The following is a 24,911-nucleotide window of genomic DNA, read 5'->3' on the forward strand; positions in this document are numbered from 1 at the left end:
TGCCCATGTTAAGATTTCGCGCTGCAGCACGGCCGGACCAGGCGTCCTGCGAAGCGTGTGTCCCACCCACCTCAGGTCCGTCGCAGATGCCGCAACTCGCCCGCCGCATGGGTCGTGCCAAGCCGAGCGCGATCATGCTCGTCGCCGAGAAGGCGCGGCAGCTCAAGGCGCAGGGGCGCGACATCATCAGCTTCTCGATCGGGGTCCCGAACTTCCTGCCGGGCGCCCATGTCTACGAGGCCGCGCGCATCGCGCTCGAACGCGACAGCGGGCAGTACGGCAGCAATCGGGGCACCGATGCGCTGCTGGATGCGTTCCTGAAGCACATCGAATCCGCGGGACTGACCGGCTACACCCGGGCCCATTGCGCCACCGGCATCGGCGCCAAGCACGTGCTCTACAACCTGTGCGAGGCGCTGCTCGACGAGGGCGACGGTTTCGCCTTCGCCACGCCCTACTGGACCACCTACGTCGACATCGGCGAGATCGTGGGTGCCCGCATCCAGTTGCTGCCGTGTCCGCCGGAGCAGGAGTACAAGCTGGTACCGGACCAGCTCGAGGCCGCGCTGGCGTCGAAGCCGAAGGTCTTCCTGTTCAACAATCCCGCGAACCCGACGGGCATGGTCTACACGCGCGACGAGATCTCCGCGCTGGCGGATGTCGTCGCCCGGCACCCGGACATCTGGGTCGTCACCGACGACATCTACCACCGCATGGTGTTCGACGGCGTGGGCTACCACCATTTCCTGCACGCGCGTCCCGAGCTGCGCGATCGCGTGATCTTCGTCGACTCGCTGTCCAAGACCTACGGCATGCCGGGCTGGCGGGTCGGCTTCATGGCCGGGCCCGAGGTGGTGGCCAGGGCGGTGACGACGCTCAACTCGAACCACATCACCAACGTGCCGGAAGTGGCGACGGCCGCGGCGATCGCCGCGCTCGCCGGGCCGCAGGACGTTCCCGCCGGCAAGGTCGTCGAGTTCCAGGCCAGGCGCGACCAGGTGATGGCGGCGCTGGAAGCGATCCCCGGCCTGGTGTGCCCGGTGCCGCGCGGCGCGTTCTACGCTTTCCCCGACGTCAGCGTCGCGTTCGGCCGGACGCACACGCCCACCGGCCTGCGGATCGAGAGCGACATCGACCTGTGCAATGCGCTGCTCGAAGCCAAGGGCGTCGCCTGCGTGCCGGGTTCGGCCTTCGGCGAACCGCGCGCACTGCGCATCTCCTACACCTGCCCGGAAGCGCAGCTCGCGCCCGGGCTGCAGCGCTTCCGCGAATTCTTCGCGGAACTGGCCTGAGCCGGAGCGGCCGGTGCGCGTCGTGAACCGACCGTCGGCGGGGCTCGCAGGCGCTGCCGCCATCACTCACCCAGTCGGGCCGCCGCGTGTTCCGCGGCGGTCCCGCATTCCACCTTGCAAGAGGACATCGTCATGAAAGCTCCCGTTCGAGTCGCAGTCACCGGCGCCGCCGGCCAGATCGGCTACGCCCTGCTGTTCCGCATCGCCTCCGGCGAAATGCTGGGCAAGGACCAGCCGGTCATCCTGCAGTTGCTGGAACTGCCGATCGACAAAGCCCAGGCCGCGCTCAAGGGCGTGATGATGGAACTCGAGGATTGCGCGTTCCCGCTGCTCGCGGGGATGGTCGGCACCGACGATCCGGAAGTCGCGTTCAAGGACGCCGACGTCGCGCTGCTGGTCGGCGCGCGTCCGCGCGGCCCGGGCATGGAGCGCAAGGACCTGCTGCTGGAGAACGCCAAGATCTTCACCGCGCAGGGCGCGGCGCTGAACAAGGTCGCCAGCCGCGACGTCAAGGTGCTGGTGGTCGGCAACCCGGCGAACACGAATGCCTATATCGCGATGAAGTCGGCGCCGGACCTGGCTCCGGAGAACTTCACCGCGATGCTGCGCCTGGACCACAACCGTGCACTGAGCCAGCTGGCGAACAAGGCCGGCGTGGCGGTGGGAGAGATCGAGAAGCTGGTGGTGTGGGGCAATCACAGCCCGACCATGTACCCCGACTACCGCTTCGCCACCGTCGGCGGGGCTTCGCTCAAGGACCGGATCGGCGACGACGACTGGAACGCCAACGAGTTCATCCCCAAGGTGGGCAAGCGCGGCGCCGCGATCATCGAGGCGCGCGGCCTGTCCTCGGCGGCGTCCGCCGCCAACGCCGCGATCGACCACGTCCGCGACTGGCTGCTGGGCAGCGACGGCAAGTGGGTCACGATGGGCATCCCGTCCGACGGCTCCTACGGCATCCCGGAAGGCGTGATCTTCGGATTCCCGGTGATCACCGACAACGGAAAGTACACGATGATCAGGGACCTTCCGATCGACGCCTTCAGCCAGGCGGCCATCGACAAGACCCTGGCCGAGCTCGAGGAAGAGCGCGGCGGCGTTGCGCACCTGCTGGGTTGATCGGGACGGTCAACCCGGTTGATCGCCTCGATCAACCTGTGCGGAAAAGGCTGCATTTCCCGGCCTTTTCCGCGTTTTGCGAGGAATCAGACCAAGGTCTTAACGCATTCCGCGCACTGGAGTCCTAGCCTTGCGGGACAACCGGGAGGCAGCCATGCGCTACGAAGACCTGTACCGGCGCTCGATCGAGGCGCCGGAGGATTTCTGGGCCGAGCAGGCCGGCGCCATCGACTGGCACAGGCCGCCGCACCGGATCCTCGACGATTCCAATCCACCGTTCCGCAAATGGTTCGTCGGCGGCGAGACCAACCTCTGCCACAACGCGGTCGACCGCCACCTCGAAGCGCGCGGCGACCAGCTCGCGCTGGTCGGGTACTCGACCGAGACCGGCAACATCCGCGAGCTCAGCTATCGCGAGCTGCATCGCGAGGTGAACGTCTTCGCCGCGGCGTTGCGGTCGCTCGGCGTCGACAAGGGCGATCGGGTGGTGATCTACATGCCGCATACGGTCGACGCGGTGATCGCGATGCTGGCCTGCGCGCGGATCGGCGCAATCCACTCGGTGGTGTTCGGTGGCTTCGCCGCGCTCAACCTCGCGATGCGCATCGACGACGCGCAGCCACGCGTACTGGTGACCGCCGACGCCGGCATCCGCGGCGGCAAGGTGATCCCGTTCCTGCCACTGGTGAACGAGGCGCTCTCGCGGTGCGAACATCCGCCGCAGCAGGTGCTGGTGATCGACCGCGGTCTTGCCGGCCCATTGCCGCTGCGGGAAGGGCGCGACGTCGACTATGCGCAACTGCGCATGGCGCACGAGGACGCGAACGTTCCGGTGGTCTGGCTGGAATCGAACGAGCCCAGCTACATCCTCTACACCTCCGGCACGACCGGCAAGCCGAAGGGCGTGCAGCGCGATGTCGGCGGCTACGCAGTGGCGCTGGCGCTGTCGATGTGGTCGGTGTACGACATCCGCGCCGGCCAGGTGATGTTCTCGACGTCCGACATCGGCTGGGTGGTCGGGCATTCCTACAACGTCTACGGGCCGCTGATCGCCGGCGCCACCTCGATCATCTACGAAGGCCTGCCGACCCATCCCGATGCCGGCATCTGGTGGCGCATCGTCGAGCGCTACGGCGTGCGCACGATGTTTTCCTCGCCGACCGCGCTGCGGGTGTTGAAGAAGCATGATCCGTCATTCATCACCGATCGCGACCTGTCGAAGTTCGAGCACCTGTTCCTCGCCGGCGAACCGCTGGACCAGCCGACCGCGCGCTGGATCTCGGACGTGCTCGGCAAGCCGGTGATCGACAACTACTGGCAGACCGAGACGGGCTGGCCGGTGCTCACGCTGCTGCCAGGCCTGGACATGAAGCCGGTGCGCTTCGGCTCGCCGGGACTGCCCAACCTCGGCTACCACCTGCGCGTGATCAACGAGGTCACCGGCGAGGACGCACCGGCCGGCGAGAAGGGCGTGCTGGTGATCCAGCCGCCGCTGCCGCCGGGCTGCATGACCACGGTCTGGCGCAACGACCAGCGCTTCGTCGACAGCTACTTCAGCCACTTCAAGGAGCTGCTGTACAGCTCGCTCGACTGGGCGATCCGCGACGAGGACGGTTACACCTTCATCCTCGGCCGCACCGACGATGTGATCAACGTCGCCGGCCATCGCCTGGGCACGCGCGAGATCGAGGAATCGGTGTCGAGCCACCCGGAGGTGGCGGAAGCGGCGGTGATCGGCGTGCACGATGCGGTCAAGGGCCAGGTGCCGATCGTGTTCGCGACGCTCAAGCGGGCGCAGTCGGGCGAGGAGGCGAACGAGACCGCGGCGCAGATGCAGAAGGTGGTCGTCGAGCAGCTCGGCGGCGTGGCCAGGCCCGCGCGCGTGTACGTGGTCAATGCGCTGCCGAAGACGCGTTCGGGAAAGCTGCTGCGGCGTTCGCTGCAGGCACTGGCCGAGGAGCGTGATCCGGGCGACCTGTCGACGCTCGACGATCCCAATGCGCTGGAGGAAGTCAGGCGCGCGCTGCTGCGGGGGCCCGAGGCGGGTGGTTGACGCAAGCCGCGCGCCTCCGGCGCACGTCGCGACTCAGCCCTTGCGCGGCTTGAGCTTCTGCACCTTGAGGAAGGTGTGGTCGCCGATCGTCGCGACCTGATAGGCATTGCGCCAGCTCGGCGCCGCGATCGCGTGCGCCATGAAATGACTCGCGCCGGGCACGATCTCGTTGCGCTCGCCGGCAGGCAGCGCCCAGTTGCGTTCGGACTCGATCGCGATGCTGACCGCCTGCGCCCAGGCCTCGGTGTTGTGCATGCGCGTGCGCGGCGAGACGATGGTCGGTGCGAACTGCTTGCGCGCGGTCACCACCTCGCACATCGAATCGCCCCACAGCCCGCTTTCCTCGCGCCGCAGCGCAACCTCGGCCACGGCCTGCTGGCCACGGACGGACTGGTTGCGGGCTTCCAGATACAGGGTGGTGCTCAGGCAGAGCGAATCGGCGGCTTGCGGCGACATCAGCGAGGCCAGCCACAGGATCCAGTCCAACTTCATCGGGGAACTCCTTGCTGCGTTGCGCCCGGTCGCTGCCGGGCCGTTCCCCTGCAGGGGAACAACGCCATCGGCGGCGATGGTCGGACATGGCGTATTGGGGAGGGCAGCACTCTGAGGCGCTTTTGCCCGGGCACCGAAGTCCGCGGAAGCGCGGGCCGGGCCGGTCCCGCCAGTCTGGGCGGGAGAAGGTGCGCGCACGGTACGGGCGCAAGCCCCAATCGTTCCTGAATGATGTCGGGAAGTGGATGATTCGATTGGGGTTTTTGTCGCGTAAGTGCTTGTTGCGGTGCCGCAAATCAATGGCTTGCCGCCGACTCCTACAGCGTCGCGGCCAAGCGGCTGGCCTGCGCGATCGCGCGCTTGGCATCGAGTTCGGCGGCGACATCCGCGCCCCCGACCAGGTGCACGCTTCGGCCAGCTGCCTGCAGCGGCTCCAGCAGGGCGCGGTCGGGCTCCTGGCCAGCGCAGACCACGATATGGTCGACCGGCAGCGTCTGCGGCTGGCCGTCGATGCGCAGATGGAAGCCTTCGTCGTCCAGCGCGACGTACTCCACGCCGCCGATCATGCGCACGCCCTTGTGCTTGAGCGTGCTGCGATGGATCCAGCCGGTGGTCTTGCCCAGGCGCGCGCCGGGCTTGCCGGGGCTGCGTTGCAACAGCCAGACCTGGCGCGAAGGCGGAGCGACGCGCGGTGGCGCCAGTCCGCCGGCGCTCTCGAAGGCCGGATCGACGCCCCATTCACGCATCCACGCCGCGACATCGAGCGTCGGCGACGGCGCTTCCTGCACCAGGAATTCGCCGACGTCGAAGCCGATGCCGCCGGCGCCGACGATCGCCACGCGTCGTCCCGGCACTACCGTTCCGCGCAGCACATCGACGTAGCTCACGACCGCGGGATGGTCGTGCCCGTCGAACGACACCGCGCGCGGCGTGACGCCGGTGGCGAGCACCACCTCGTCGAACTCCGACAGCGCTTCGGGGGTCGCGTCGGTGGCCAGCCGCAGCTCGACGCCGGTCTCGCCGATGCGGTACCCGAACCAGCGCAGGGTTTCGTGGAATTCCTCCTTTCCGGGAATGCGCTTGGCGAGGTTGAACTGCCCGCCGATCGCATTGGCGCGATCGAACAGCACCACGCGGTGGCCGCGCTGCGCGGCGACCGTGGCGCAGGCCAGGCCGGCTGGACCCGCGCCGACGACCGCGATTCGTTTCGGCGCGGTCGTCGGCAGGTAGTTGAGTTCGGTTTCCGCGCAGGCGCGCGGGTTCACCAGGCAGCTTGCGGTCCTGCGCTGGAACACGTGGTCCAGGCAGGCCTGGTTGCAGGCGATGCAGGTGTTGATCGCCTGCGGCATGCCCGCGCGCGCCTTGTCCACCCACTGCGGATCGGCGAGCAGCGGCCGCGCCATCGATACCATGTCGGCGCCGCCCGCGGCGAGGATGCGTTCGGCCACGTCGGGCATGTTGATGCGGTTGGTCGCCACCAGCGGCAGCGCCACGTGCGGGCGCAGCTTGGCGGTGACGCCGGCGAACGCGGCGCGCGGCACCGAGGTCGCGATCGTCGGCACGCGCGATTCGTGCCAGCCGATGCCGGTGTTGAGGAGCGTCGCGCCGGCCGCCTCGATCGCCTTGGCCTGCTGCACGATCGCGTTCCAGTCGGAGCCTTCCGGCACCAGCTCCAGCATCGACAGGCGGTAGACGATGATGAAGTCGCGCCCGCAGGCCTCGCGCACGCGACGCACGATCTCGGTGGCGAAGCGCATGCGTTGCGACACGTCGCCGCCCCAGGCGTCGTCGCGGCGGTTGCTGCGCGCGCTGAGGAACTGGTTGATCAGGTAGCCTTCCGATCCCATGAGCTCGACGCCGTCGTAGCCGCCATCGCGCGCGAGCTTCGCGGCGGTGGCGTAGGCGTCGATGGTGCGTTCGACGCCGCGCGCCGAGAGCCGCCGCGGCGTGAACGGCGTGATCGGCGCCTTGATCCGCGACGGCGCCACCGACAAGGGGTGGTAGGCATACCGACCCGCGTGCAACAACTGCAGGCAGATGCGTGCGCCGTGCGCGTGCACCGCGTCGGTCACCTGGCGATGCTTGCGCGCTTCCCACGGCCAGGCGAGGCGGCTGGCGAACGGCGTCAGCCAGCCTTCGAAGTTGGGCGAGAAGCCGCCGGTGACGATCAGCGCCACGCCGCCTGCGGCGCGTTCGGCGAAGTACGCGGCGAGCTTCGGGAAGTCGCGCTTGCGATCCTCGAGCCCGGTATGCATCGAGCCCATCAGCACCCGGTTGCGCAGCGTGGCGAAGCCCAGGTCGAGCGGCGCGAACAGGTGCGGGTAGGGCGGGGGCGTCGCGGGGCTGGCGGCCGTCATGGTCGGATACGCTGGCGTATGGAGTGCGCACGATGCCGCGAAAGCGGGGCGCGGGCAAGGGCGCGCGGGCGCAAGTGCGACCGCCCGTCGCGCCGGTCGCTGCGCTCAGGCCGGGCTGGGCTGCGGCGCGGCGGCCGGCAGGCGGGTATCGAGCCACGGCAGGGTCCTGCCAACCATCGGCCCGATCAGCAGGGCGAAGGCGAGCGTGCCCAGGCCGACGGTGCCGCCCATCCACAAGCCGGCCAGCAGCACCGAGCCCTCGATCGCCGTGCGCACCATCCAGATCGGCCAGCCGAAGCGCGCGTGGAGGCCGGTCATCAGGCCGTCGCGCGGACCGGGACCGAAGCGCGCGCCGATGTACAGCCCGGTGGCCACGGCCAGCAGCCACAGGCCCGCGGCGAACACCAGCACCTGTTGCCACCAAAGCGCGAAATCCGGCAGCAGCCACAGCCCGAACTGCGCGCTGGGCCCGATCAGCAACACGTTGAGCACCGTGCCCAGGCCCGGCTTCTGCCGCAGCGGCCACCACAGCAGCAGCACCGCCACGCCGATGAAATTGGTCAGCAGGCCGAAGGACAGGCCGGTGAGGTTCGCCGCGCCCTGCGTCAGGACATCCCACGGCGCCACGCCCAGGCCCGCGCGCACCATCAGGCTGATCGCGATGCCGTAGAGGAACAGGCCGGCCAGCAGCTTGGACAGTCGCAGCGGCAGCAGGCGTGATGGGGTCATGTCGCGATTGTCGACCGGATGCGGCGTGCGCGGTGGCGCGGTTCCCGCTCCACAGTGTTCCGGCAACCGGGCGAAGCGTCGCGTGCGTTGCGTGCCGCCACGCTACCAGCCCGCCAGCGCCAGCTTGCCGATGCTGCGACCGGACTCGAGCCGGCGATGCGCCTCGCGCAGGTTGGCGGCGTTGATCGGCGACAGCGTCTCGCGCAGCGTGCCCCGCAGCCGGCTGGCGTCGACCAGCCCCGCCACGCGCGCGAGGATGCGTCCCTGCTCGTCCATGTCGGTGGTACGGAAGCGCGGCCGCGCGAACATCATTTCCCAGTGGATGCCGATGCACTTGGCCTTGTAGGGGTCGCCGATCTTCAGCGCGCCGGCGGGCTCCACGATCAGGCCGACATGGCCCTGCGGGGCGAGCAGCTCGCCCAGCTCGTCCCAGTAGCGGTCGGTGTCGGCGAGGTTGAGCGCGGCATCGACCTGCGCGAAGCCGAGTGCCTGCAACTGCGGCGCGAGCGCATGTCGGTGGTCGATCACGTGGTCGGCGCCGAGTTCGCGGCACCAGGCGATGGTGGCTTCTCGCGATGCGGTCGCGATGACGGTGAAACCCGCCAGCTTCGCCAGCTGGATCGCGATCGAACCGACGCCGCCCGCGCCGCCGATCACCAGTAGCGCCTTGCCATCGCCGCCACCGTCGATCGCGTAGGGCATGCGTTCGAACAGCAGTTCCCAAGCGGTGATCGTCGTCAACGGCAGCGCTGCGGCTTCGGCGAAATCGAGCGACGCCGGCTTGCGCGCGACGATGCGCTCGTCCACCAGTTGCCACTGCGCATTGCTGCCCGGGCGGGTGATGTCGCCGGCGTAGTAGACCGCGTCGCCGGGACGGAACAGGGCGACGTCCGGGCCGACGGCCTCGACCACGCCGGCCGCGTCGTAGCCGAGCACCTTCGGTTGGGGCTCGACCTGGGGCTTCGGCGCGCGCACCTTGGTGTCCACGGGGTTAACCGAGACTGCTTCCACCCGGACCAGCAGGTCGCGTGTACCTGGGACCGGCCGGTCCAGTTCGACGTCGACCAGCGCCCCGGGATCGTCGATGGGCAGGTAGCGGGTCAGGGCGACGGCTTTCATGGTGCTCACGGGGACTCTCCTGGCGGTGATGCATCCGGGATGGCAACGGCATGGCCGGAGACGGCAATTCCTCCATCGGCCGGAACATCGACCTGGATCCGGCCGGGTCGACCCATCGCCTCGCCTTGATACACCGTCAGGCGGGCGGGCGCGGAAAGCAGCCCGGCATCGCGCAGGTACCCGCCCAGCGCGGCGGCCGCGGCGCCGGTCGCCGGGTCCTCGACCACACCGCCGACGGGAAACGGATTGCGTGCGTGGAACACCGTCCCGCTCTCGCGCCACACCAGCTGCAGCGTGGTCAGGCCGTCGGCCAGCATCGCGGCCTTGAGCCGCGCGAAGTCGTAGTCCAGCGCAGCCAGTCGCCCGGCGTCCCTGGCCGCGAGGACCAGGTGCCACGCGCCGGCGTAGGCGCGCGCGGGGGGAAGCGCCGGGTCGAGTTCATCCTCGCGCCAGCCGATCGCGGCCAACGCCTCGAGCAGCAGCGGGCGCGGCGCCGGTTCGTGGCGCGGGGCGACGGACACCAGGGTGGCCATGCGCGCGCCATCGTGCGTCGAAACGGTCACCGCGACGTCGCCCGCCGCGGTCGCGAACACATGGCCACCGTCGCCGTCCCGCTCGCCCAGCGCGACGCCGGCGGCGATCGTGGCATGGCCGCAGAACGGGACCTCGGCTTCCGGGCTGAAGTAGCGCACCGGCCGCCGGCCATCGGTATCCGGCGCGGCGACGAAGGCGGTTTCGGAATCGCCGACCTGCGCGGCGATGCGCTGCATGTCGGCCGGGGCGGGCAGCGCCTCGCCAAGCCAGACGCCGGCAGGGTTGCCACCGGCGGGAGTGCGCGAGAAGGCTGCGTAGCGAAGGGGTCGGGGTGTCACGGGAAGGCCCTCGTGCATGGCGTTCAGGAGGTGGCCTCGCCTTGCGCGGCCACTGGCGGTGGGGCGAGTTCGGAAAACATGCCGTTCCAGTACGGATAGTAGGGATACGGCGGCGTGACGTGGCTGGCGGCATCCAGGCGCGCGATCTGTTGCGGCGACAGCGACCAGCCGGCCGCGTCGAGGTTCTGTTCGAGCTGTTGCTCGTTGCGCGCGCCGATCAGCACGGTCGCCACCGTCGGCCGCTGCAGCAGCCAGTTCAGCGCCACTTGCGGCACGCTCCTGCCGGTTTCCCCGGCGACGGCATCGAGTGCGTCGACGACGCGGTACAGCCGTTCCTCGTCGACCGGCGGCGCGAACGCCGCGGTCTCGTGCAGGCGGCTGCCGTCGGGCAGCGGTTGTCCGCGCCGGATCTTCCCCGTCAGCCGTCCCCAGCCCAGTGGGCTCCAGACCACGGCGCCCACGCCCTGGTCGATCCCCAGCGGCATCAGTTCCCATTCGTAGTCGCGGCCGATCAGCGAATAGTAGGCCTGGTGCGCGACATGGCGCGCGTAGCCGCGCCGGTCGGCGATCGCCAGCGATTTCATCAGTTGCCAGCCGGAAAAGTTGGACGCACCGAGGTAGCGGATCTTGCCGGCGCGCACCAGTCCGTCCAGGGTCGACAGCGTCTCCTCGACCGGCGTGCGCGCATCGAAGGCATGCAGTTGCAACAGGTCGATGTAGTCGGTGCCGAGCCGCACCAGCGACGCATCGACCGCCTTGAGCAGCCGTGAACGCGATGCGCCGACGTCGTTCGGGCCGTCGCCGAGCCGCAGCGTGGTCTTGGTCGACACGATGATCTGGTCGCGGCGACCTTTGATCGCCGCGCCCAGGATCGATTCGGACGCACCGTCCGAATACACATCGGCGGTGTCGAAGAAGTTGACGCCCGCGTCGAGGGCGATGTCGATCAGCCGTGTCGCCTCGGCCACGCCGGTGTCGCCCCAGGCCGAGAACAGGGGTCCCTTGCCGCCGAACGTGCCGACGCCGAAGCCGAGCGCCGAGACCTTCAGTCCCGATGCGCCGAGGAAGCGGTATTCCATGGAAGGTCTCCTTGATGAAAGGGAATCAGGCCGCGTTCGCGCATACAGGCGGGTCGTCGCGCTCGCGCCTGCCGCCGATCGCGAACCAGGCCACCGCGAACGCGGATGCAGGAACGAGCGCCGCGACCCAGGGCAGCGCGGTGAAGCCAAGGCCTTGCGAGATCACCACGCCGCCCAGCCATGCACCCGACGCGTTGCCGAGGTTGAAGGCCCCGATGTTGAGGCTCGAAGCAAGGCTCGCCGCGCCGTCCGCTTTCTGCAGCACCCAGAGTTGCAGCGGGGAGACCGTGGCGAATGCGGTTGCGCCGAGCAGGCCGGTGAACACCACCATGCCCACCTGGCTGTGCAGGACGAACGTCATCAGGCCCATGACCAGCGACAGAGCCGCCAGCGTGCCCAGCAGTGCAGCGGGCAGGCGCTGGTCGGCAAAGCGACCGCCGAGCAGGTTGCCGATGACCATGCCGACACCGAACACCAGCAGGATCGGCGACACGGCTGCGTCGGCGAATCCGGTCACCTGGGTCAGCAGCGGCTGGATGTAGGTGTAGACGGTGAACATGCCGCCGAAGCCGAGCACCGTCGTCAACAGGCCCAGCAGCACCTGTGGGCGGGCGATGATGCGGATCTCTTCACACAAGGCGAGCGGGGTGGGCGCGCTGCGATCGGCGGGGACCAGCGTGGCGATCACCACGCTGGCGAGGATGCCGATGGCGGTCACGGCCCAGAACGTCGCGCGCCAGCCGTATTGCAGTCCGAGCCAGGCGCCCGCGGGCACGCCGAGCAGGGTGGCGACGGTGAGGCCGGTGAACATGATCGAGATCGCCGACGCCTTGCGGTCTTCGTCGACCAGTCCGGTGGCGACCACCGCGCCCACGCCGAAGAACGTGCCGTGCGCCAGCGCGGTCGCGACGCGCGCGACCATCAGCCATTCGTATCCGGGGGCCAGCGCGCAGGCGAGATTGCCGAGCGTGAACAGCACCATAAGCGCGACCAGCACCGCCTTGCGTGGCAGGCGACCGGTGGCGGCGGTCAGCAGCGGGGCGCCGACGAAGACGCCCAGTGCGTAGCCGGAGATCAGCATCCCGGCCGCCGCGATGGACATCTGCAGGTCCGCCGACACCTGCATCAGCAGCCCCATGATCACGAATTCCGTGGTGCCGATGCCGAAGGCGCCGGCGGTCAGGGCGTAGAGCGCCAGCGGCATGCGGGGGCGCGAAGGGGAAGCGGGCATGTGCGGACCGATCGATGGCGTGCTGCAAGGGTGGTGCTTTCTTCGCCTTTGAAAAACAGAGAAAATATCGAATCACTATCAACTAAAGTTTGATAATGGACCGGATCGGCGACTTGGCCCTGTTCCTGCGCGTGCTCGACCTCGGGTCGATCACGGCCGCGGCCCGTAGCCTGGACCTGTCGGTGGCGGTCGCCAGCCAGCGGCTGAAACGGCTGGAGAAGGACCTCGGTGTCCGGCTGCTGCACCGGACGACCCGGCGCCTGCACCCGACCCCGGAAGGCATCGCGCTGGCATCGCAGGGTCGGGTGCTGGTGGAAGAAATGGAGTCGCTCGGCGCCGGGCTGCGCGAAGCCGCGCGCGAGGTCGCCGGGACATTGCGGGTCACCGCGTCGGCCTCCTTCGGCCGGCAGTACATCTCGCCGCTGCTGCCGGACTTCCTTGCGGCGCATCCGCGCCTGCGGGTCAGCCTGGACCTCGACGACCGCGTGACCGACCTGGTCGGCGCCGGCTTCGATCTCGCGATCCGGATCGGCGCGTTGCGCGATTCGACGCTGGTGTCCAGACAGCTGGCGGTCAATCGCCGGGTGCTGTGCGCATCGCCGGATTACCTGCGGCGGCGCGGGGTGCCGCGGGTGCCGGCAGATCTCGCAGCGCATGATTGCGTGTTGCTGACCGGGCGGGATGGTCGCCAGGACGGATGGCGCCTGACCGACCCCGACGGACTGCCGGTCGAGGTCCGGGTGGCCGGCCGGTTCGAAAGCAACTACGGCGAGGCCCTCCGGGACGCGGCGGTCGCCGGGCTGGGCATCGCGCTGCACTCGGTGTGGCACGTCCACCAGGACCTGCGCGAGGGGAGGCTGCAGGTCGTGCTGCCCGACCATCCTGTGCCCGCGTCGGGGATCCACGCGGTCATGCCCGAGCGCCGGCTGGTGCCGCCGCGGGTGCGCGCGTTCGTCGACTACCTGGCGGATCGGTTCGCGCCGCCGCCGTGGGAGGCCGCGGAGCGGCAGGACGGACCCGGCTTGCGGGTAAGTCGCTGAATCCCCTATAATTCCGCTTCTGTCCGCCCTCGATGGCGGCCAGGACCAAGAATAACTACAGAATCAACATCGATATCGAGAGGCTCCACATGTACGCAGTACTGGTCACCGGCGGTAAGCAATACCGCGTGGCGCAGGGCGAAACGCTCCGCGTCGAGAAGCTCGAGGCCGAAGCCGGCAACGAGATCACGTTCGACAACGTGCTGATGCTGGGCGACAGCGACGGCATCAAGATCGGCGACGCGCTCAAGGGCGCCAGCGTCACCGCGAAGGTCGTCGGCCACGGCCGCGCCGACAAGGTCCGCATCATCAAGTTCCGCCGCCGCAAGCACCACATGAAGCGGCAGGGGCATCGCCAGCATTACACCGAAATCGAGATCACCGGCATCGCCGGTGGCGACAAGTAAGGAGAAGCAGTCATGGCACACAAGAAGGGCGTAGGTTCCTCGCGCAACGGCCGCGACTCCAACCCGAAGTACCTGGGCGTCAAGATCTTCGGCGGCCAGGCGATCGATGCCGGCAACATCATCGTCCGCCAGCGCGGCACCCAGTTCCATCCGGGTCCGGGCGTGGGCCTGGGCCGCGACCACACCCTGTTCGCGCTGGTCGACGGCAAGGTGGAGTTCTCGGTCAAGGGTCCCAAGAAGCGCCGCACCGTCAGCGTGCTCGCCGAAGCGTAAGCCTCGCGCCGCACCGAGCGAAAGCCCCGCCGCGTGCGGGGCTTTTCGTTTGGAAGCGGTCCGGGAGCGGGTGTCCGGGATCCAGAGGGGCGCTCGCCTTCGACGTCGCGATGATCGCGATGACCTGGAGGTTGTCATCCCGAGCGCAGCGAGGGATCCCGTGTCCGGTCGCTGCAAGGCGGGATCCCTCGCTGCGCTCGGGATGACAACCCGTTAGGCTTTCCCCGGTCCGCCGTCCCTGCTTCTCCCGCTCTCGCTGTTCGAAACCCCAGACCTCAATCCCCGGTCCCTCAATCCCATGAAGTTGGTCGACGAAGCTGAAATCACCGTCACCGCCGGCAACGGCGGCAACGGCTGCGTGGGCTTCCGCCGCGAGAAGTTCATCCCGATGGGCGGGCCGGACGGCGGCGACGGCGGCGATGGCGGCAGCGTGTGGCTGGAGGCCGACGAGAACCTCAATACCCTGGTCGATTTCCGCCACCAGAAACAGTTCCGCGCCCAGCGTGGCGAGAACGGCATGGGCCGGCAGATGTACGGCAAGGGCGGGCAGGACGTGGTGATCGCGGTTCCCGTCGGCACCGTCGTCCACAACGTCGACACCGACGAGGTCATCGGCGACCTCACCGCCCATGGCGATCGCCTGCTGGTCGCGCGCGGCGGCAAGGGTGGGCTCGGCAACATGCACTTCAAGAGTTCGACCAACCGCTCGCCGCGACAGTCGACGCCGGGCACGGCAGGCGAAGAACGCGCGTTGCGGCTGGAGCTGAAACTGCTGGCCGACGTCGGCCTGCTGGGTTTCCCCAACGCCGGCAAGAGCACCTTGATCCGTGCGGTCTCGGCGGCCACGCCGAAGGTCGCCGACTATCCCTTCACCACGCTCTACCCCAACCTCGGCGTGGTCAGCGTGGAGCCGGCGCGCAGCTTCGTGATCGCCGACATCCCGGGCCTGATCGAGGGCGCGGCCGACGGCGCCGGCCTGGGCGCGCTGTTCCTGCGCCATATCCAGCGTACGCGGCTGCTGCTGCACCTGGTGGAGATCGAGCCGCTCGACGGCAGCGATGCGGTCGAGCAGATCCGCACCATCGAGCGCGAGCTGGCGAAGTTCGACGCCGGCCTGCTCGACAAGCCGCGCTGGTTGCTGCTCAACAAGGCCGACCTGATCCCGGCCGACGACGCGCGCGAGCTCGGCGAACGGATCGTGTCCGAACTCGGCTGGACCGCACCGTGGTTCATCGTCTCCGGCCTGGCGCACACGGGCACGCGCGAGGTGATGATGAAGGTGCAGGCGCACCTGGACGAGATGGGGCGCGAGGAACGCGAGGCCGGGGAAGCGGGCGACGCGGATGCGTCCGATGCAACCTGACGGGGCCGTAACAGCTAGCTCCCGGCATCCGGCGGGCCGGCGGAAAGCCCCCCTGTCATTTCGACCGCAGGGAGAAATCTCTTTCCCCGGCGTCGGACAGCAGATTTCTCCCTGCGGTCGAAATGACAGGGGTTGCTTTTCGTTGTTCCCCGGATCCGGACCGGCTGGGGAATCGACAAAAAAACCGGCTCTCGCCGGGTTTTTCGAAGCGACCGCCTTGGAGCGCGGATCAGGCGGCCTTAAGCGCCTTGATGCGGGCGGTCAGGCGGCTCTTGTGGCGCGAGGCCTTGTTCTTGTGGATCAGGCCACGCGAACTGAAACGGTCGAGCAGCGGCTGGGCGACGGCGAAGGCGGCTTCGGCGCCGGCGGCATCGTTGGCGTCGAGCGCCTTGATCACCTTCTTGACGGCGGTGCGCAGCTGCGAGCGCTGGGCCGTGTTGCGCGCGTTGCGCACGACGGTCTGCTTGGCGCGCTTCTTGGCGGACTTGATGTTGGCCACGGTGGGATCCTGGAAACCTGTATGGAGTTGAACGTCGAACACCGGCGAGGGCCGGGTTTCGGGAAAACGGAGCCGGAAATTATGGGGGTTTCAGGCACTTGGGTCAACAAGGCCGGCCGCCGGGGGATTTCAGGGTGAGCGAGCCCGATCCAGCCCTTCCCCCCGGGCAGGGCGCTGCCGCGCCGCCGCGCCGCGCGGGGCTGCTGCGTTCGACCGCGGTGTTCAGCGCGATGACGTTCATCTCCCGGATCTCCGGGCTGGTCCGAGACCAGGTCTATGCCGCGGTATTCGGCGCCAATCCGGCCATGGACGCGTTCCTGGTCGCCTTCCGCATCCCCAACTTCCTGCGTCGGCTCTCCGCGGAGGGCTCGTTCTCGATGGCCTTCGTCCCGGTGCTGTCCGAATATCGGGAACGCCAGGACCACGCCGCGGTGAAGGCCCTGGTCGACCGCGTCGCCGGCACCCTGCTGGCGGTGCTGCTGGTGCTGACCGCGGCCGCGGTGCTGGCCGCGCCCTGGGTGATGCGCGTATTCGCTCCCGGCTTCGACGCCGAAGGCGAGCAGGGGCGGCTGGCCGCGGACATGCTGCGCATCACCTTCCCCTACCTGCTGTTCATCTCCATGGCCTCGCTCGCCGGCGGGGTGCTGAACAGCTACCAGCGATTCGCCGTCCCGGCGCTGTCGCCGGTGCTGCTGAACATCTCGATGATCACCGCCGCGCTGGCCTTGGCGCCACGGATGGACCAGCCAGTGATGGCGCTGGCCTGGGGAGTGCTGGCGGCTGGTGTGCTGCAGTTCGCCTTCCACCTGCCGTCGCTGGCGCGGCTGGGCCTTTTGCCGCGGCCGCGCTGGGGTGCGGCGCACGAGGGCGTCAGGCGGGTGATGCGGCTGATGGTGCCGACCCTGTTCGGCTCCTCGGTCGCGCAGCTCAACCTGCTGCTCAACACCGTGGTCGCCTCGATGCTGATCGGCGGCAGCGTGACCTGGCTGTACCTGGGCGACCGGCTGCTCGAGTTCCCGCTGGGCATGTTCGGCGTGGCCATCGGCGCGGTGATCCTGCCGCACCTGTCGCGGCGCCACGCAGCGGCCGACCCAGACGGATACTCGAAGGCGCTGGACTGGGGCCTGCGGCTGTGCCTGATGATCGCGGTCCCGGCCTGCCTGGGGCTGATGCTGTGCGCCGAGGCGCTGGTGGCGACCCTGTTCCAGCACGGCCGCTTCACCGCCTACGACACGCAGATGGCGCGGCTGACGGTGGTTGCGCTGTCGACTGCGCTGCCCGCCTTCCTGCTGGTGAAGGTGCTGGCCCCGGCCTTCTACGCGCGGCAGGACACGCGCACGCCGGTGAAGGCGGGTGTGATGGCGGTGGTCGTGAACCTGGTCGCCACGGTGCTGTTCCTGGGGCTGGCGCTGGCGTTCACGGAGGCCGGGCGCGAGGCCTGGGCGCTGGGCGGCGGGCAGGTGCGCGCGGCGCTGAAGGCGCTGCCCGGCACCCACGCCTGCCTGGCGCTCGCCACGGCAGCCGCCGGCTGGACCAATGCGCTGCAGCTGTGGTGGTACCTGCGACGGGCGCGGGTGTTCCGCAGCGAGCCGGGCTGGAGCCGGTTCGCGCGGCAGTTGCTGGTGGCGAGCGCGGCGATGGCGGCGGTGGTGCTGGCCCTGCTCGCGGTCTGGGACGACTGGAGCGCATGGCACTGGAGCGAGCGCGCCTGGAAGTTGGCGCTGGTCGTCGGCCCCGCGGCACTGGTCTACGCCGGCGCATTGGGGGCACAGGGCATCCGCCCGCGTCACCTGCGGCACTGAGGGCGTGGGAACGCGCCACCGCGGACGTGCGCGCGCGCCGCACCGCTATACTTTTCCTGCGCAATCTTGCGTCCGGTCCGCCCCGTGCGCCGCCGGACACCCAACCGAGCATCCATGAGCAGGCTGTTTCGCGACGTCGACGGCGGGCCGTTGTGCCCCAACGGCAGTGTGGTCTGCATCGGCGCCTTCGACGGCCTCCACCTGGGCCATCGGGCGCTGGTGCGGCATGCGGTCGAGCGTGCGCGCGTGCTCGGCGTGGCGGCGGTGGCGCTGAGTTTCGAACCGCTGCCGCGCGAGTTCTTCGCGCCTGGCAATCCGCCGCCGCGGCTGAGCCTGGCGCGGGCGAAGTTCGAGGGCCTGCGCGATCTGGGCGCCGACGTGGTCGGCCTGCTGCGTTTCGGCGACCGGCTCGCGGCGATGTCGCCGGAGGCGTTCGTCGAGCGGGTGCTGGCGCAGCGGCTGCGGGCGCGCGAGGTGTGGGTGGGCCCCGAATTCCGTTTCGGCCACCGGCGCGCGGGCGATCTCCATGTGCTGCACCGCGAGGGCCTGCGTCACGGCTTCGTCGCCGGCGAGATCGAACCGTTGCTGCACGAGGGCGAGCGCGTGTCGAGCACGCGTATTCGCCAGGCCTTGGTGGATGGCGACTTCGACGCCGCCGCCCGCCTGCTCGGCAAGCCCTACGCGATCTCGGGCAGGGTGGTGCGTGGCCGGCAGCTGGGCCGCACGCTCGGCTATCCCACCGCCAACCTGCGCTTCGGCGGCAAGGTGCCGGCGCTGCGCGGGATCTATGCCACGCGCGTCCATGGGGTCGCGGACCTGCCATGGCCGTCGGTGTCGAGTTTCGGCACGCGGCCGACCGTTGGAGGCGTGGAGCCGCTGCTCGAGGCGCACCTGTTCGATTTCGAGGGCGATCTGTACGGAAGCCGGATCGAGATCGAGTTCGTCGCGCGCCTGCGCGACGAGGAGAAGTACCCAGACCTGCCGACCCTGGTCGCGCAGATGCACCGCGATGCCGCCCAGGCGCGTCGCCTCCTGCAACAGCACACCCCACGGCGGGCCACTGCGTGACCGAAACCGACGACAGCCAGCGCTACAAGTCCACGATCCTGCTGCCCGCGACGGAATTTCCGATGCGCGGCGACCTGCCCAGGCGCGAGCCGGGCATCCTCGAGCGCTGGGAGAACGAAGGCCTGTACGCGCAACTGCGCGAGAACGCGAAGGGTCGTCCGCTGTTCGTGCTGCACGACGGCCCGCCGTATGCCAACGGCGCGATCCACCTCGGCCACGCGGTCAACAAGATCCTCAAGGACATCATCGTCAAGTCGAAGTACCTGGCCGGCTTCGACGCGCCCTACGTGCCGGGCTGGGACTGCCACGGCCTGCCGATCGAGATCGCGATCGAGAAGAAGTGGGGCAAGGTCGGGGTGAAGCTCGACGCGGTCGAGTTCCGGCAGAAGTGCCGCGAGTACGCGCAGTCGCAGATCGAGCTCCAGCGCAAGGACTTCAAGCGCCTGGGCGTGCTCGGCGACTGGGACAACCCGTACAGGACCTTGGATTTCCGTTTCGAGGCCAACGAGATCCGCGCGCTGGCGAAGATCGTCGACAACGGGCACCTGACGCGCGGCGTGAAGCCGGTGCACTGGTGCTTCGACTGCGGCTCGGCGCTGGCCGAGGCCGAGATCGAATACGCCGACAAGGTCTCGCCGGCGGTCGACGTGGCCTATGTCGCGCGCAGTCCGCAGGCGGTGGCGCGCAGGTTCGGCGTCGAAGTGCCGGAGGACGTCGAGGTCGCGGTGCCGATCTGGACCACCACGCCGTGGACGCTGCCGGCCTCGCTGGCGATCTCGCTGGGCGGCGAACTCGAGTACGCCTTGGTCGAAGGCCCCGCGCACGGCGGCAAGCGTCGCTGGCTGGTGCTCGCCGATGCGCTGGCGGACAGCGCGTTGAAGCGCTACGGCGTCGACGGGGTGGTGGTGCTGGGCCGTGCGAAGGGGGAGCTGCTGGAAGGCCTGCTGTTCGCGCATCCCTTCTACGACGAACGCGACATCCCGATCCTGCTCGGCGACCACGTGTCCGCCGAGGACGGCACCGGCGCCGTGCATACCGCGCCCGGCCATGGCCAGGAGGACTATGCGGTCGGCAAGCAGTACGGGCTGCTCGAGAAGTACACCGCCGCGCAACTCAACCCGATCGATGGTCGCGGTGTCTACCTGCCGTCGACGCCCGCCGCGCACGGCACCGAACTGGCCGGCTTGCACATCTGGAAGGCCAACGACGAGATCGTGGAAGCATTGCGCAGAGACGGCACGCTGCTGGCGCTGCGCAAGCTCGAACACAGCTATCCGCACTGCTGGCGGCACAAGACGCCGATCGCGTTCCGCGCCACGCCGCAATGGTTCATCTCGATGGAGCAGGCGAACCTGCGCGCCGATGCGCTCGAGGCGATCAAGACCGTCGGCTGGTTCCCGCAATGGGGCGAGGCGCGCATCGCCGGGATGGTCGAAGGACGCCCGGACTGGACGATCTCGCGCCAGCGCACCTGGGGCGTGCCGATCGCGCTGTTCGTGCATCGCGAGACCGGCGAACCGCACCCGCGCGCGACCGAACTGATGCGTGCGGTGGCCGATCGCGTCGAACGCGAAGGCGTCGACGTCTGGTACACGCTGGATGCCACCGAGCTGCTCGGCAGCGAAGCGGCCGACTACGACAAGATCACCGACATCCTCGATGTCTGGTTCGACTCCGGCGTGACCCACGAGGCCGTGCTGCTCGAACGCGGGCTCGGCAAGCCGGCCGACCTGTACCTCGAGGGGTCCGATCAGCACCGCGGCTGGTTCCAGTCCTCGCTGCTGACCGGCGTGGCCATCGACAAGGTCGCACCCTACCGGCAGTGCCTCACCCATGGGTTCACGGTGGACGAGCATGGCCGCAAGATGTCCAAGTCGCTCGGCAACGGCATCGAGCCGCAGGACATCATGAAGACGCTGGGCGCGGACATCCTGCGCCTGTGGATCGCCAGCGCCGACTACAGCAACGAGATGTCGCTGTCGCAGGAGATCCTCAAGCGCAACGCCGACGCCTATCGCCGCTTGCGCAACACCGCGCGTTTCCTGCTCGGCAACCTGCACGGCTTCGATCCGGTGCGCGACCTGCGCCCGCTGGACGACATGGTCGCGCTGGATCGCTGGATCGTGCATCGCGCCTGGGAAGTGCAGGAGAAGGTCAAGGCCGCCTACGAACGCTACGATTTCGCCGAGATCGTGCAGGCGCTGCTGAATTTCTGCAGCGTCGACCTGGGCTCGCTCTACCTCGACGTGACCAAGGATCGCCTGTACACGATGCGCGAGGATTCGCGCGGGCGGCGCAGCGCGCAGAGCGCGATGTATCGCATCGCCGAGGCCTTGACGCGCTGGATCGCGCCCGTGCTCAGCTTCACGGCGGACGAGATGTGGAGCTATCTGCCGGGCGAGCGCGCAGCGAACGTGCTGTTCGCGACCTGGTACGACGGCCTGGCGCCGTTGCCGGCCGAGGCGCCACTGGGCGCGAACGATTTCGACCGGCTGCTTGAACTGCGCGAGCAGGTCGCCAAGGTGCTCGAGCCGATGCGCGCCAGCGGCGAGATCGGCGCGGCGCTCGAGGCGGAGATCGAACTGCATGCCGGCACGGCCGACCATATCCGCGTCGCGCCGCTGGTCGACGAACTGCGCTTCCTGCTGATCAGCGGCGACGTCACGGTGGTGCCGTTCGATGGCCGGGAGTCGCGCATCGTGGCCACGCCGACGAAGAAGACCAAGTGCGTGCGTTGCTGGCACCATCGCGCCGATGTCGGCCGCCATGCGGCGCATCCGCAGCTGTGCGGACGCTGCGTGTCGAACGTCGAGGGTCCGGGCGAGGACAGGCAGTGGTTCTAGCGCAGCAGGACGAGCCGGGCCGACGGCCCGCGGCAATGGCGACGGTTCGCGCCGGTGTGCGCTCCCGCAGGACATCGACATGACCTCTCCCAAACCCAATGCGCTGGTGTGGCTGTTCGTCTCCGCGCTCGTCATCGCGCTCGACCAGCTGAGCAAGTGGTGGGTGCTCACCAGCCTGCCCGAGTACACCCCGGTCCCGGTGATCGAGGGTTTCTGGAACTGGTACCGCACCTACAACACCGGCGCCGCGTTCAGTTTCCTCGCCGGGGGCGGTGGCTGGCAGAAGTGGTTCTTCACCGTGCTCGCGGTCGGCATCAGCGGCCTGCTGGCGTTCTGGCTGTCGCGGACGCCGCGCGGCGACTGGCGCACGGCGCTGCCGTTCGCCCTGGTGATCGGCGGCGCGCTGGGCAACATCATCGACCGCCAAGTGCATGGGCACGTGGTCGACTTCATCCAGTGGTACTGGAACGACTACTACTGGCCGGCGTTCAACATCGCGGACTGCGCGGTGGTGGGTGGGGCGATCGGAATCGCATTGTTCGGCGTTCTCGGCGCCAGGGGCGACCCGACACGGGGCTCGTAAACGAAAGGGGATGCATTTGCAGGCGCTAATGAATCTCATTACGCTATTGCATCCCGGCGGCGCATGCCGCCGGTCCCCACGTCAATCCGAGATCGACCCGCATGTCCCAGCCTTCCTATCGGGTGCGCACCCGCGCGCCCAGCGGCCGCCAGCTGCTGTCCCTGGCCTGCGCCCTGGCGCTCACCACCGGCGCTGTCCCGGCCCTGGCCGCCGGCGAGGCCGGCGTCGCGACCGACGACAGCGTGGCCGTCGATGCCGTGCTCGCCGATCCGACGACCCTGGACCGGGTCGAGGTCAAGGGCACCCGCGAGGCCGGCTACGTCGCCCCGGCCTCCAGCGCCGGCACCGGCCTGGTGCTGACCCCCCGCGAGACCCCCCAGTCGGTCAGCGTCCTGACCCGCGACCAGCTCGACGACTTCGGCCTGGACAACCTCAACGACGCGCTGGAGTCGACCACCGGGATCGTCGTCGAGCGGGTCGAGACCAGCCGCACCTACTACACCGCGCGCGGCTTCGACATCACCAACTTCCAGTTCGACGGGCTCGGCGTGCCTCTGCCCTACGGCATCCAGAACGGCGACGTCGATACCGCCATGTTCGACCGCATCGAAGTGCTGCGCGGCGCCAACGGCCTGATGTCGGGCACCGGCAACCCGTCGGCCACGGTCAATTTCGTGCGCAAGCGCCCGGGCGAGGCCTTTGAAGGCGCGGCGCACGCGACCTTCGGCAGCTGGGACCGCCGTCGCGTCGACGCCGACCTCTCCGGCCCGCTGGGCAGCGGCGTGGTCCGCGGGCGCGTGGTCGGTGCGTACGAGGACGGCGACAGCTACCTCGACCGCTATTCACTCGAGAAGTCCGTTGTCTACGGCGTGCTCGAGGCTGACCTGGGCGACGACACCCTGCTCACCGCCGGCATCTCGCGCCAGGACAACAACGCCGATAGCCCGCTGTGGGGCGCGCTGCCGCTGTATTACAGCGATGGTTCGCCAACGGACTACGGCCGCGGCACCAGCACCGCCGCCGACTGGTCCCACTGGGATACCCGCGACACGCGCGCCTTCGCCGGCATCAGCCATGCCTTCGGCAACGGCTGGGTGCTGCGCGGCGAGGTGAACCACCACGAGAAGGTGGAAGATGCGGAAATCTTCTTCGTTACCGGCGTGCCGGATCGCGAAACCGGGCTCGGCCTGTTCTCGTATCCATCCGCTTATGACAACACGGTGCGCTCGACCTACGCCGACGTCCGTGCCAGTGGTCCATTGCAGCTCGGCGGCCGTCGCCACGAGCTGGTGTTCGGCGCCAGCTGGGCGGAGACCGGTGTCCGGGAACGCTCGCTTTACAGCAGCGACCTGGGCACCGCGTTGCCGCCGCTGGAACAGTTCGGCGGGCGCTATCCTAGGCCGGTCTGGCTGCCCGGCTCGGAGGCCACAAGCTCCGACTTCGACTTCCGCCGCGATTCGGTATACGCGAACGCCCGCTGGGATCTTGCCGAGGATCTCAAGCTGATCACCGGCGCCAACCATTCCAGAGTACGGATGGACGGCATGGGCTACGGCACCCCGAAATCGTCCGATGCCTCGAAGACCACGCCCTTCGTCGGCACGGTGTGGGACTTCGCGCCTGCCTACGCGCTGTACGCGGCCTACGGCGGCATCTTCGCCCAGCAGACCGAGCTCGACGAGAGCGGCTCGCCGCTGGATCCGATCGAGGGGCGCAACGTCGAAGCCGGCATCAAGGGCGAGTGGTTCGATGGACGGCTGAACGCCTCGGCATCCGCGTTCCGCGTTCGCCAGGACAATCTGGCGCTCTACCTGGGTTTCAACCAAGAGACCGGCGATTCGATCTACACCGGCCAGGATGCGCGCTCCGAAGGCATCGAACTGGAAGTCGCTGGCGAACTCGGCGACACCTGGTCGCTGTCTGCGGGATGGACCCGGCTCGACATTGAGGACGCGCAGGGCAACGAAGCCCGCACCTACGTGCCGCGTTCGGTGCTGCGCGCCTCGGCCGTTGCCCGCATCTCGGCGGTCCCCGGATTGCGGCTCGGCGGCTCGTTGCGCTGGCAGGACGACATCCATCGCGATGCCTTCTTGGCTGATGGCTCGGCGATCGAGATCCGCCAGGACAGCTACGCTGTGCTCGGCCTGATGGCGGGGTACCGGGCCGGCAACGGCTGGGAGGCGACCCTGAACCTCGACAACCTCACCGACGAGAAATACATCGCCAGCCTGTACTGGGAACAGGGCTACTACGCCTCGCCGCGCAGTGCGTCGCTGACCATCGGCTACCGGTTCTGATCGGGGCGGGCCCGAATCAGCGCGCGCGTTGCAGCGCACGGACACAGGAAACACCATGACGACCCAGGCCGCGACCCAGGCATCCCCGAAACCTCCGTCCACCCGCTGGCGCCATGCCGGCGAGGTGCTCCTGCGCACGCTGGCCGCCGTGTTCGGCGGCTACTTCCTCGCCCACGCGTTTTCTGCGCTGTCGGCGTCGGTGCTGCCGTTCGCGCGGCCCGACCGCGTGGTGGCCGGCGCGCTGCTCGCGTTCCCGGTCTGGTGCGCGGCCGCGGTGTACGCGTTCGGCGCGCGCGACTGGAAGCGCGCCGTCGGGATCCCGCTGGTGCTGGCGCTGGCCATGCTCGGCCTGGCGGCGTTGCTCGCGGAACAGGCGGTGCGTCCATGAATCCG

21 protein-coding genes are annotated in these 24,911 nt (G+C 69.1%); 13 read left to right on the forward strand and 8 right to left on the reverse strand.

The features are described from left to right. The first annotated feature begins 107 nt into the window (after positions 1–107). From JMO03_RS03175 to prpE, 3 genes are all read left to right on the forward strand, one after another. Positions 108–1,292: an aminotransferase class I/II-fold pyridoxal phosphate-dependent enzyme gene (locus JMO03_RS03175; RefSeq protein ID WP_238345859.1), complete on the forward strand. Its 1,185-nt coding sequence runs from the start codon at positions 108–110 to the stop codon at positions 1,290–1,292. Positions 1,293–1,424: 132 nt separating this feature from the next. Next, positions 1,425–2,411: a malate dehydrogenase gene (locus JMO03_RS03180; RefSeq protein ID WP_202840153.1), complete on the forward strand. Its 987-nt coding sequence runs from the start codon at positions 1,425–1,427 to the stop codon at positions 2,409–2,411. 154 nt (positions 2,412–2,565) lie between these two features. Beyond that, positions 2,566–4,464: a propionate--CoA ligase gene (gene prpE, locus JMO03_RS03185; protein ID WP_202840156.1), complete on the forward strand. Its 1,899-nt coding sequence runs from the start codon at positions 2,566–2,568 to the stop codon at positions 4,462–4,464. 33 nt (positions 4,465–4,497) lie between these two features. On the opposite strand, the gene JMO03_RS03190 is transcribed toward prpE, so the two are convergent. The 7 genes from JMO03_RS03190 to JMO03_RS03220 form a co-directional block, all read right to left on the reverse strand. Next, positions 4,498–4,956, reverse strand: a complete 459-nt coding sequence (locus tag JMO03_RS03190) for a cell wall hydrolase (RefSeq protein ID WP_202840158.1) — start codon at positions 4,954–4,956, stop codon at positions 4,498–4,500. Positions 4,957–5,273: 317 nt separating this feature from the next. Further along, on the reverse strand, positions 5,274–7,313 hold the full coding sequence (locus JMO03_RS03195; protein ID WP_202840160.1) for an NADPH-dependent 2,4-dienoyl-CoA reductase: 2,040 nt from the start codon (positions 7,311–7,313) through the stop codon (positions 5,274–5,276). Between the two features lie 105 nt (positions 7,314–7,418). After that, positions 7,419–8,042 carry a membrane protein YczE gene (gene yczE / locus JMO03_RS03200; protein WP_202840162.1) on the reverse strand — a complete coding sequence of 208 codons (624 nt, stop codon included), beginning with the start codon at positions 8,040–8,042 and terminating at the stop codon, positions 7,419–7,421. A 102-nt stretch (positions 8,043–8,144) separates the two neighbouring features. After that, positions 8,145–9,161, reverse strand: coding sequence for a zinc-binding alcohol dehydrogenase family protein (locus tag JMO03_RS03205; RefSeq protein ID WP_202840585.1), 1,017 nt, complete (start codon positions 9,159–9,161; stop codon positions 8,145–8,147). 5 nt (positions 9,162–9,166) lie between these two features. Beyond that, a complete protein-coding gene (locus JMO03_RS03210; protein ID WP_202840164.1) occupies positions 9,167–10,033 on the reverse strand; it encodes a PhzF family phenazine biosynthesis isomerase in 867 nt (288 codons plus the stop codon). A 23-nt stretch (positions 10,034–10,056) separates the two neighbouring features. Then, complete coding sequence (locus JMO03_RS03215) at positions 10,057–11,112, reverse strand: aldo/keto reductase (protein WP_202840166.1); 1,056 nt, start codon at positions 11,110–11,112, stop codon at positions 10,057–10,059. A 25-nt stretch (positions 11,113–11,137) separates the two neighbouring features. Continuing rightward, positions 11,138–12,343: an MFS transporter gene (locus JMO03_RS03220; RefSeq protein ID WP_202840168.1), complete on the reverse strand. Its 1,206-nt coding sequence runs from the start codon at positions 12,341–12,343 to the stop codon at positions 11,138–11,140. A 95-nt stretch (positions 12,344–12,438) separates the two neighbouring features. Between JMO03_RS03220 and JMO03_RS03225 the strand changes: the two genes are divergently transcribed. The 4 genes from JMO03_RS03225 (at position 12,439) to cgtA (ending at position 15,426) form a co-directional block, all read left to right on the forward strand. After that, a complete protein-coding gene (locus JMO03_RS03225; protein ID WP_202840170.1) occupies positions 12,439–13,383 on the forward strand; it encodes a LysR family transcriptional regulator in 945 nt (314 codons plus the stop codon). Between the two features lie 89 nt (positions 13,384–13,472). Beyond that, the gene (gene rplU / locus JMO03_RS03230; RefSeq protein ID WP_202840172.1) at positions 13,473–13,790 is read left to right on the forward strand and encodes a 50S ribosomal protein L21; all 318 of its coding nucleotides are present in this window, start codon (positions 13,473–13,475) and stop codon (positions 13,788–13,790) included. A 12-nt stretch (positions 13,791–13,802) separates the two neighbouring features. Then, complete coding sequence (gene rpmA, locus JMO03_RS03235) at positions 13,803–14,063, forward strand: 50S ribosomal protein L27 (protein ID WP_202840174.1); 261 nt, start codon at positions 13,803–13,805, stop codon at positions 14,061–14,063. A gap of 298 nt (positions 14,064–14,361) precedes the next feature. Beyond that, on the forward strand, positions 14,362–15,426 hold the full coding sequence (gene cgtA, locus JMO03_RS03240) for an Obg family GTPase CgtA (RefSeq protein WP_202840175.1): 1,065 nt from the start codon (positions 14,362–14,364) through the stop codon (positions 15,424–15,426). A gap of 229 nt (positions 15,427–15,655) precedes the next feature. Here cgtA and rpsT read toward each other — a convergent pair whose 3' ends face one another. Then, positions 15,656–15,925 carry a 30S ribosomal protein S20 gene (rpsT, locus tag JMO03_RS03245; protein WP_149104244.1) on the reverse strand — a complete coding sequence of 90 codons (270 nt, stop codon included), beginning with the start codon at positions 15,923–15,925 and terminating at the stop codon, positions 15,656–15,658. A gap of 200 nt (positions 15,926–16,125) precedes the next feature. Between rpsT and murJ the strand changes: the two genes are divergently transcribed. From murJ to JMO03_RS20970, 6 genes are all read left to right on the forward strand, one after another. Beyond that, entirely contained in the window at positions 16,126–17,727 is a 1,602-nt protein-coding gene (gene murJ / locus JMO03_RS03250; RefSeq protein WP_273544218.1) for a murein biosynthesis integral membrane protein MurJ, read from the forward strand. Between the two features lie 114 nt (positions 17,728–17,841). Continuing rightward, positions 17,842–18,795 (forward strand): bifunctional riboflavin kinase/FAD synthetase, encoded by a 954-nt coding sequence (locus tag JMO03_RS03255; RefSeq protein ID WP_202840176.1) that lies wholly within the window; start codon positions 17,842–17,844, stop codon positions 18,793–18,795. Positions 18,796–18,857: 62 nt separating this feature from the next. Beyond that, positions 18,858–21,638: an isoleucine--tRNA ligase gene (ileS, locus tag JMO03_RS03260; protein ID WP_238345880.1), complete on the forward strand. Its 2,781-nt coding sequence runs from the start codon at positions 18,858–18,860 to the stop codon at positions 21,636–21,638. Positions 21,639–21,717: 79 nt separating this feature from the next. Continuing rightward, positions 21,718–22,221: a signal peptidase II gene (lspA, locus tag JMO03_RS03265; RefSeq protein ID WP_202840178.1), complete on the forward strand. Its 504-nt coding sequence runs from the start codon at positions 21,718–21,720 to the stop codon at positions 22,219–22,221. 101 nt (positions 22,222–22,322) lie between these two features. Beyond that, on the forward strand, positions 22,323–24,518 hold the full coding sequence (locus tag JMO03_RS03270) for a TonB-dependent siderophore receptor (RefSeq protein ID WP_202840179.1): 2,196 nt from the start codon (positions 22,323–22,325) through the stop codon (positions 24,516–24,518). A 55-nt stretch (positions 24,519–24,573) separates the two neighbouring features. Further along, positions 24,574–24,906 (forward strand): DUF3649 domain-containing protein, encoded by a 333-nt coding sequence (locus JMO03_RS20970; protein WP_238345861.1) that lies wholly within the window; start codon positions 24,574–24,576, stop codon positions 24,904–24,906. Positions 24,907–24,911 lie beyond the last annotated feature (5 nt).

This window comes from Luteimonas saliphila (assembly GCF_016774335.1).
GTDB classification, from domain to species: Bacteria; Pseudomonadota; Gammaproteobacteria; order Xanthomonadales; family Xanthomonadaceae; genus Luteimonas; species Luteimonas saliphila.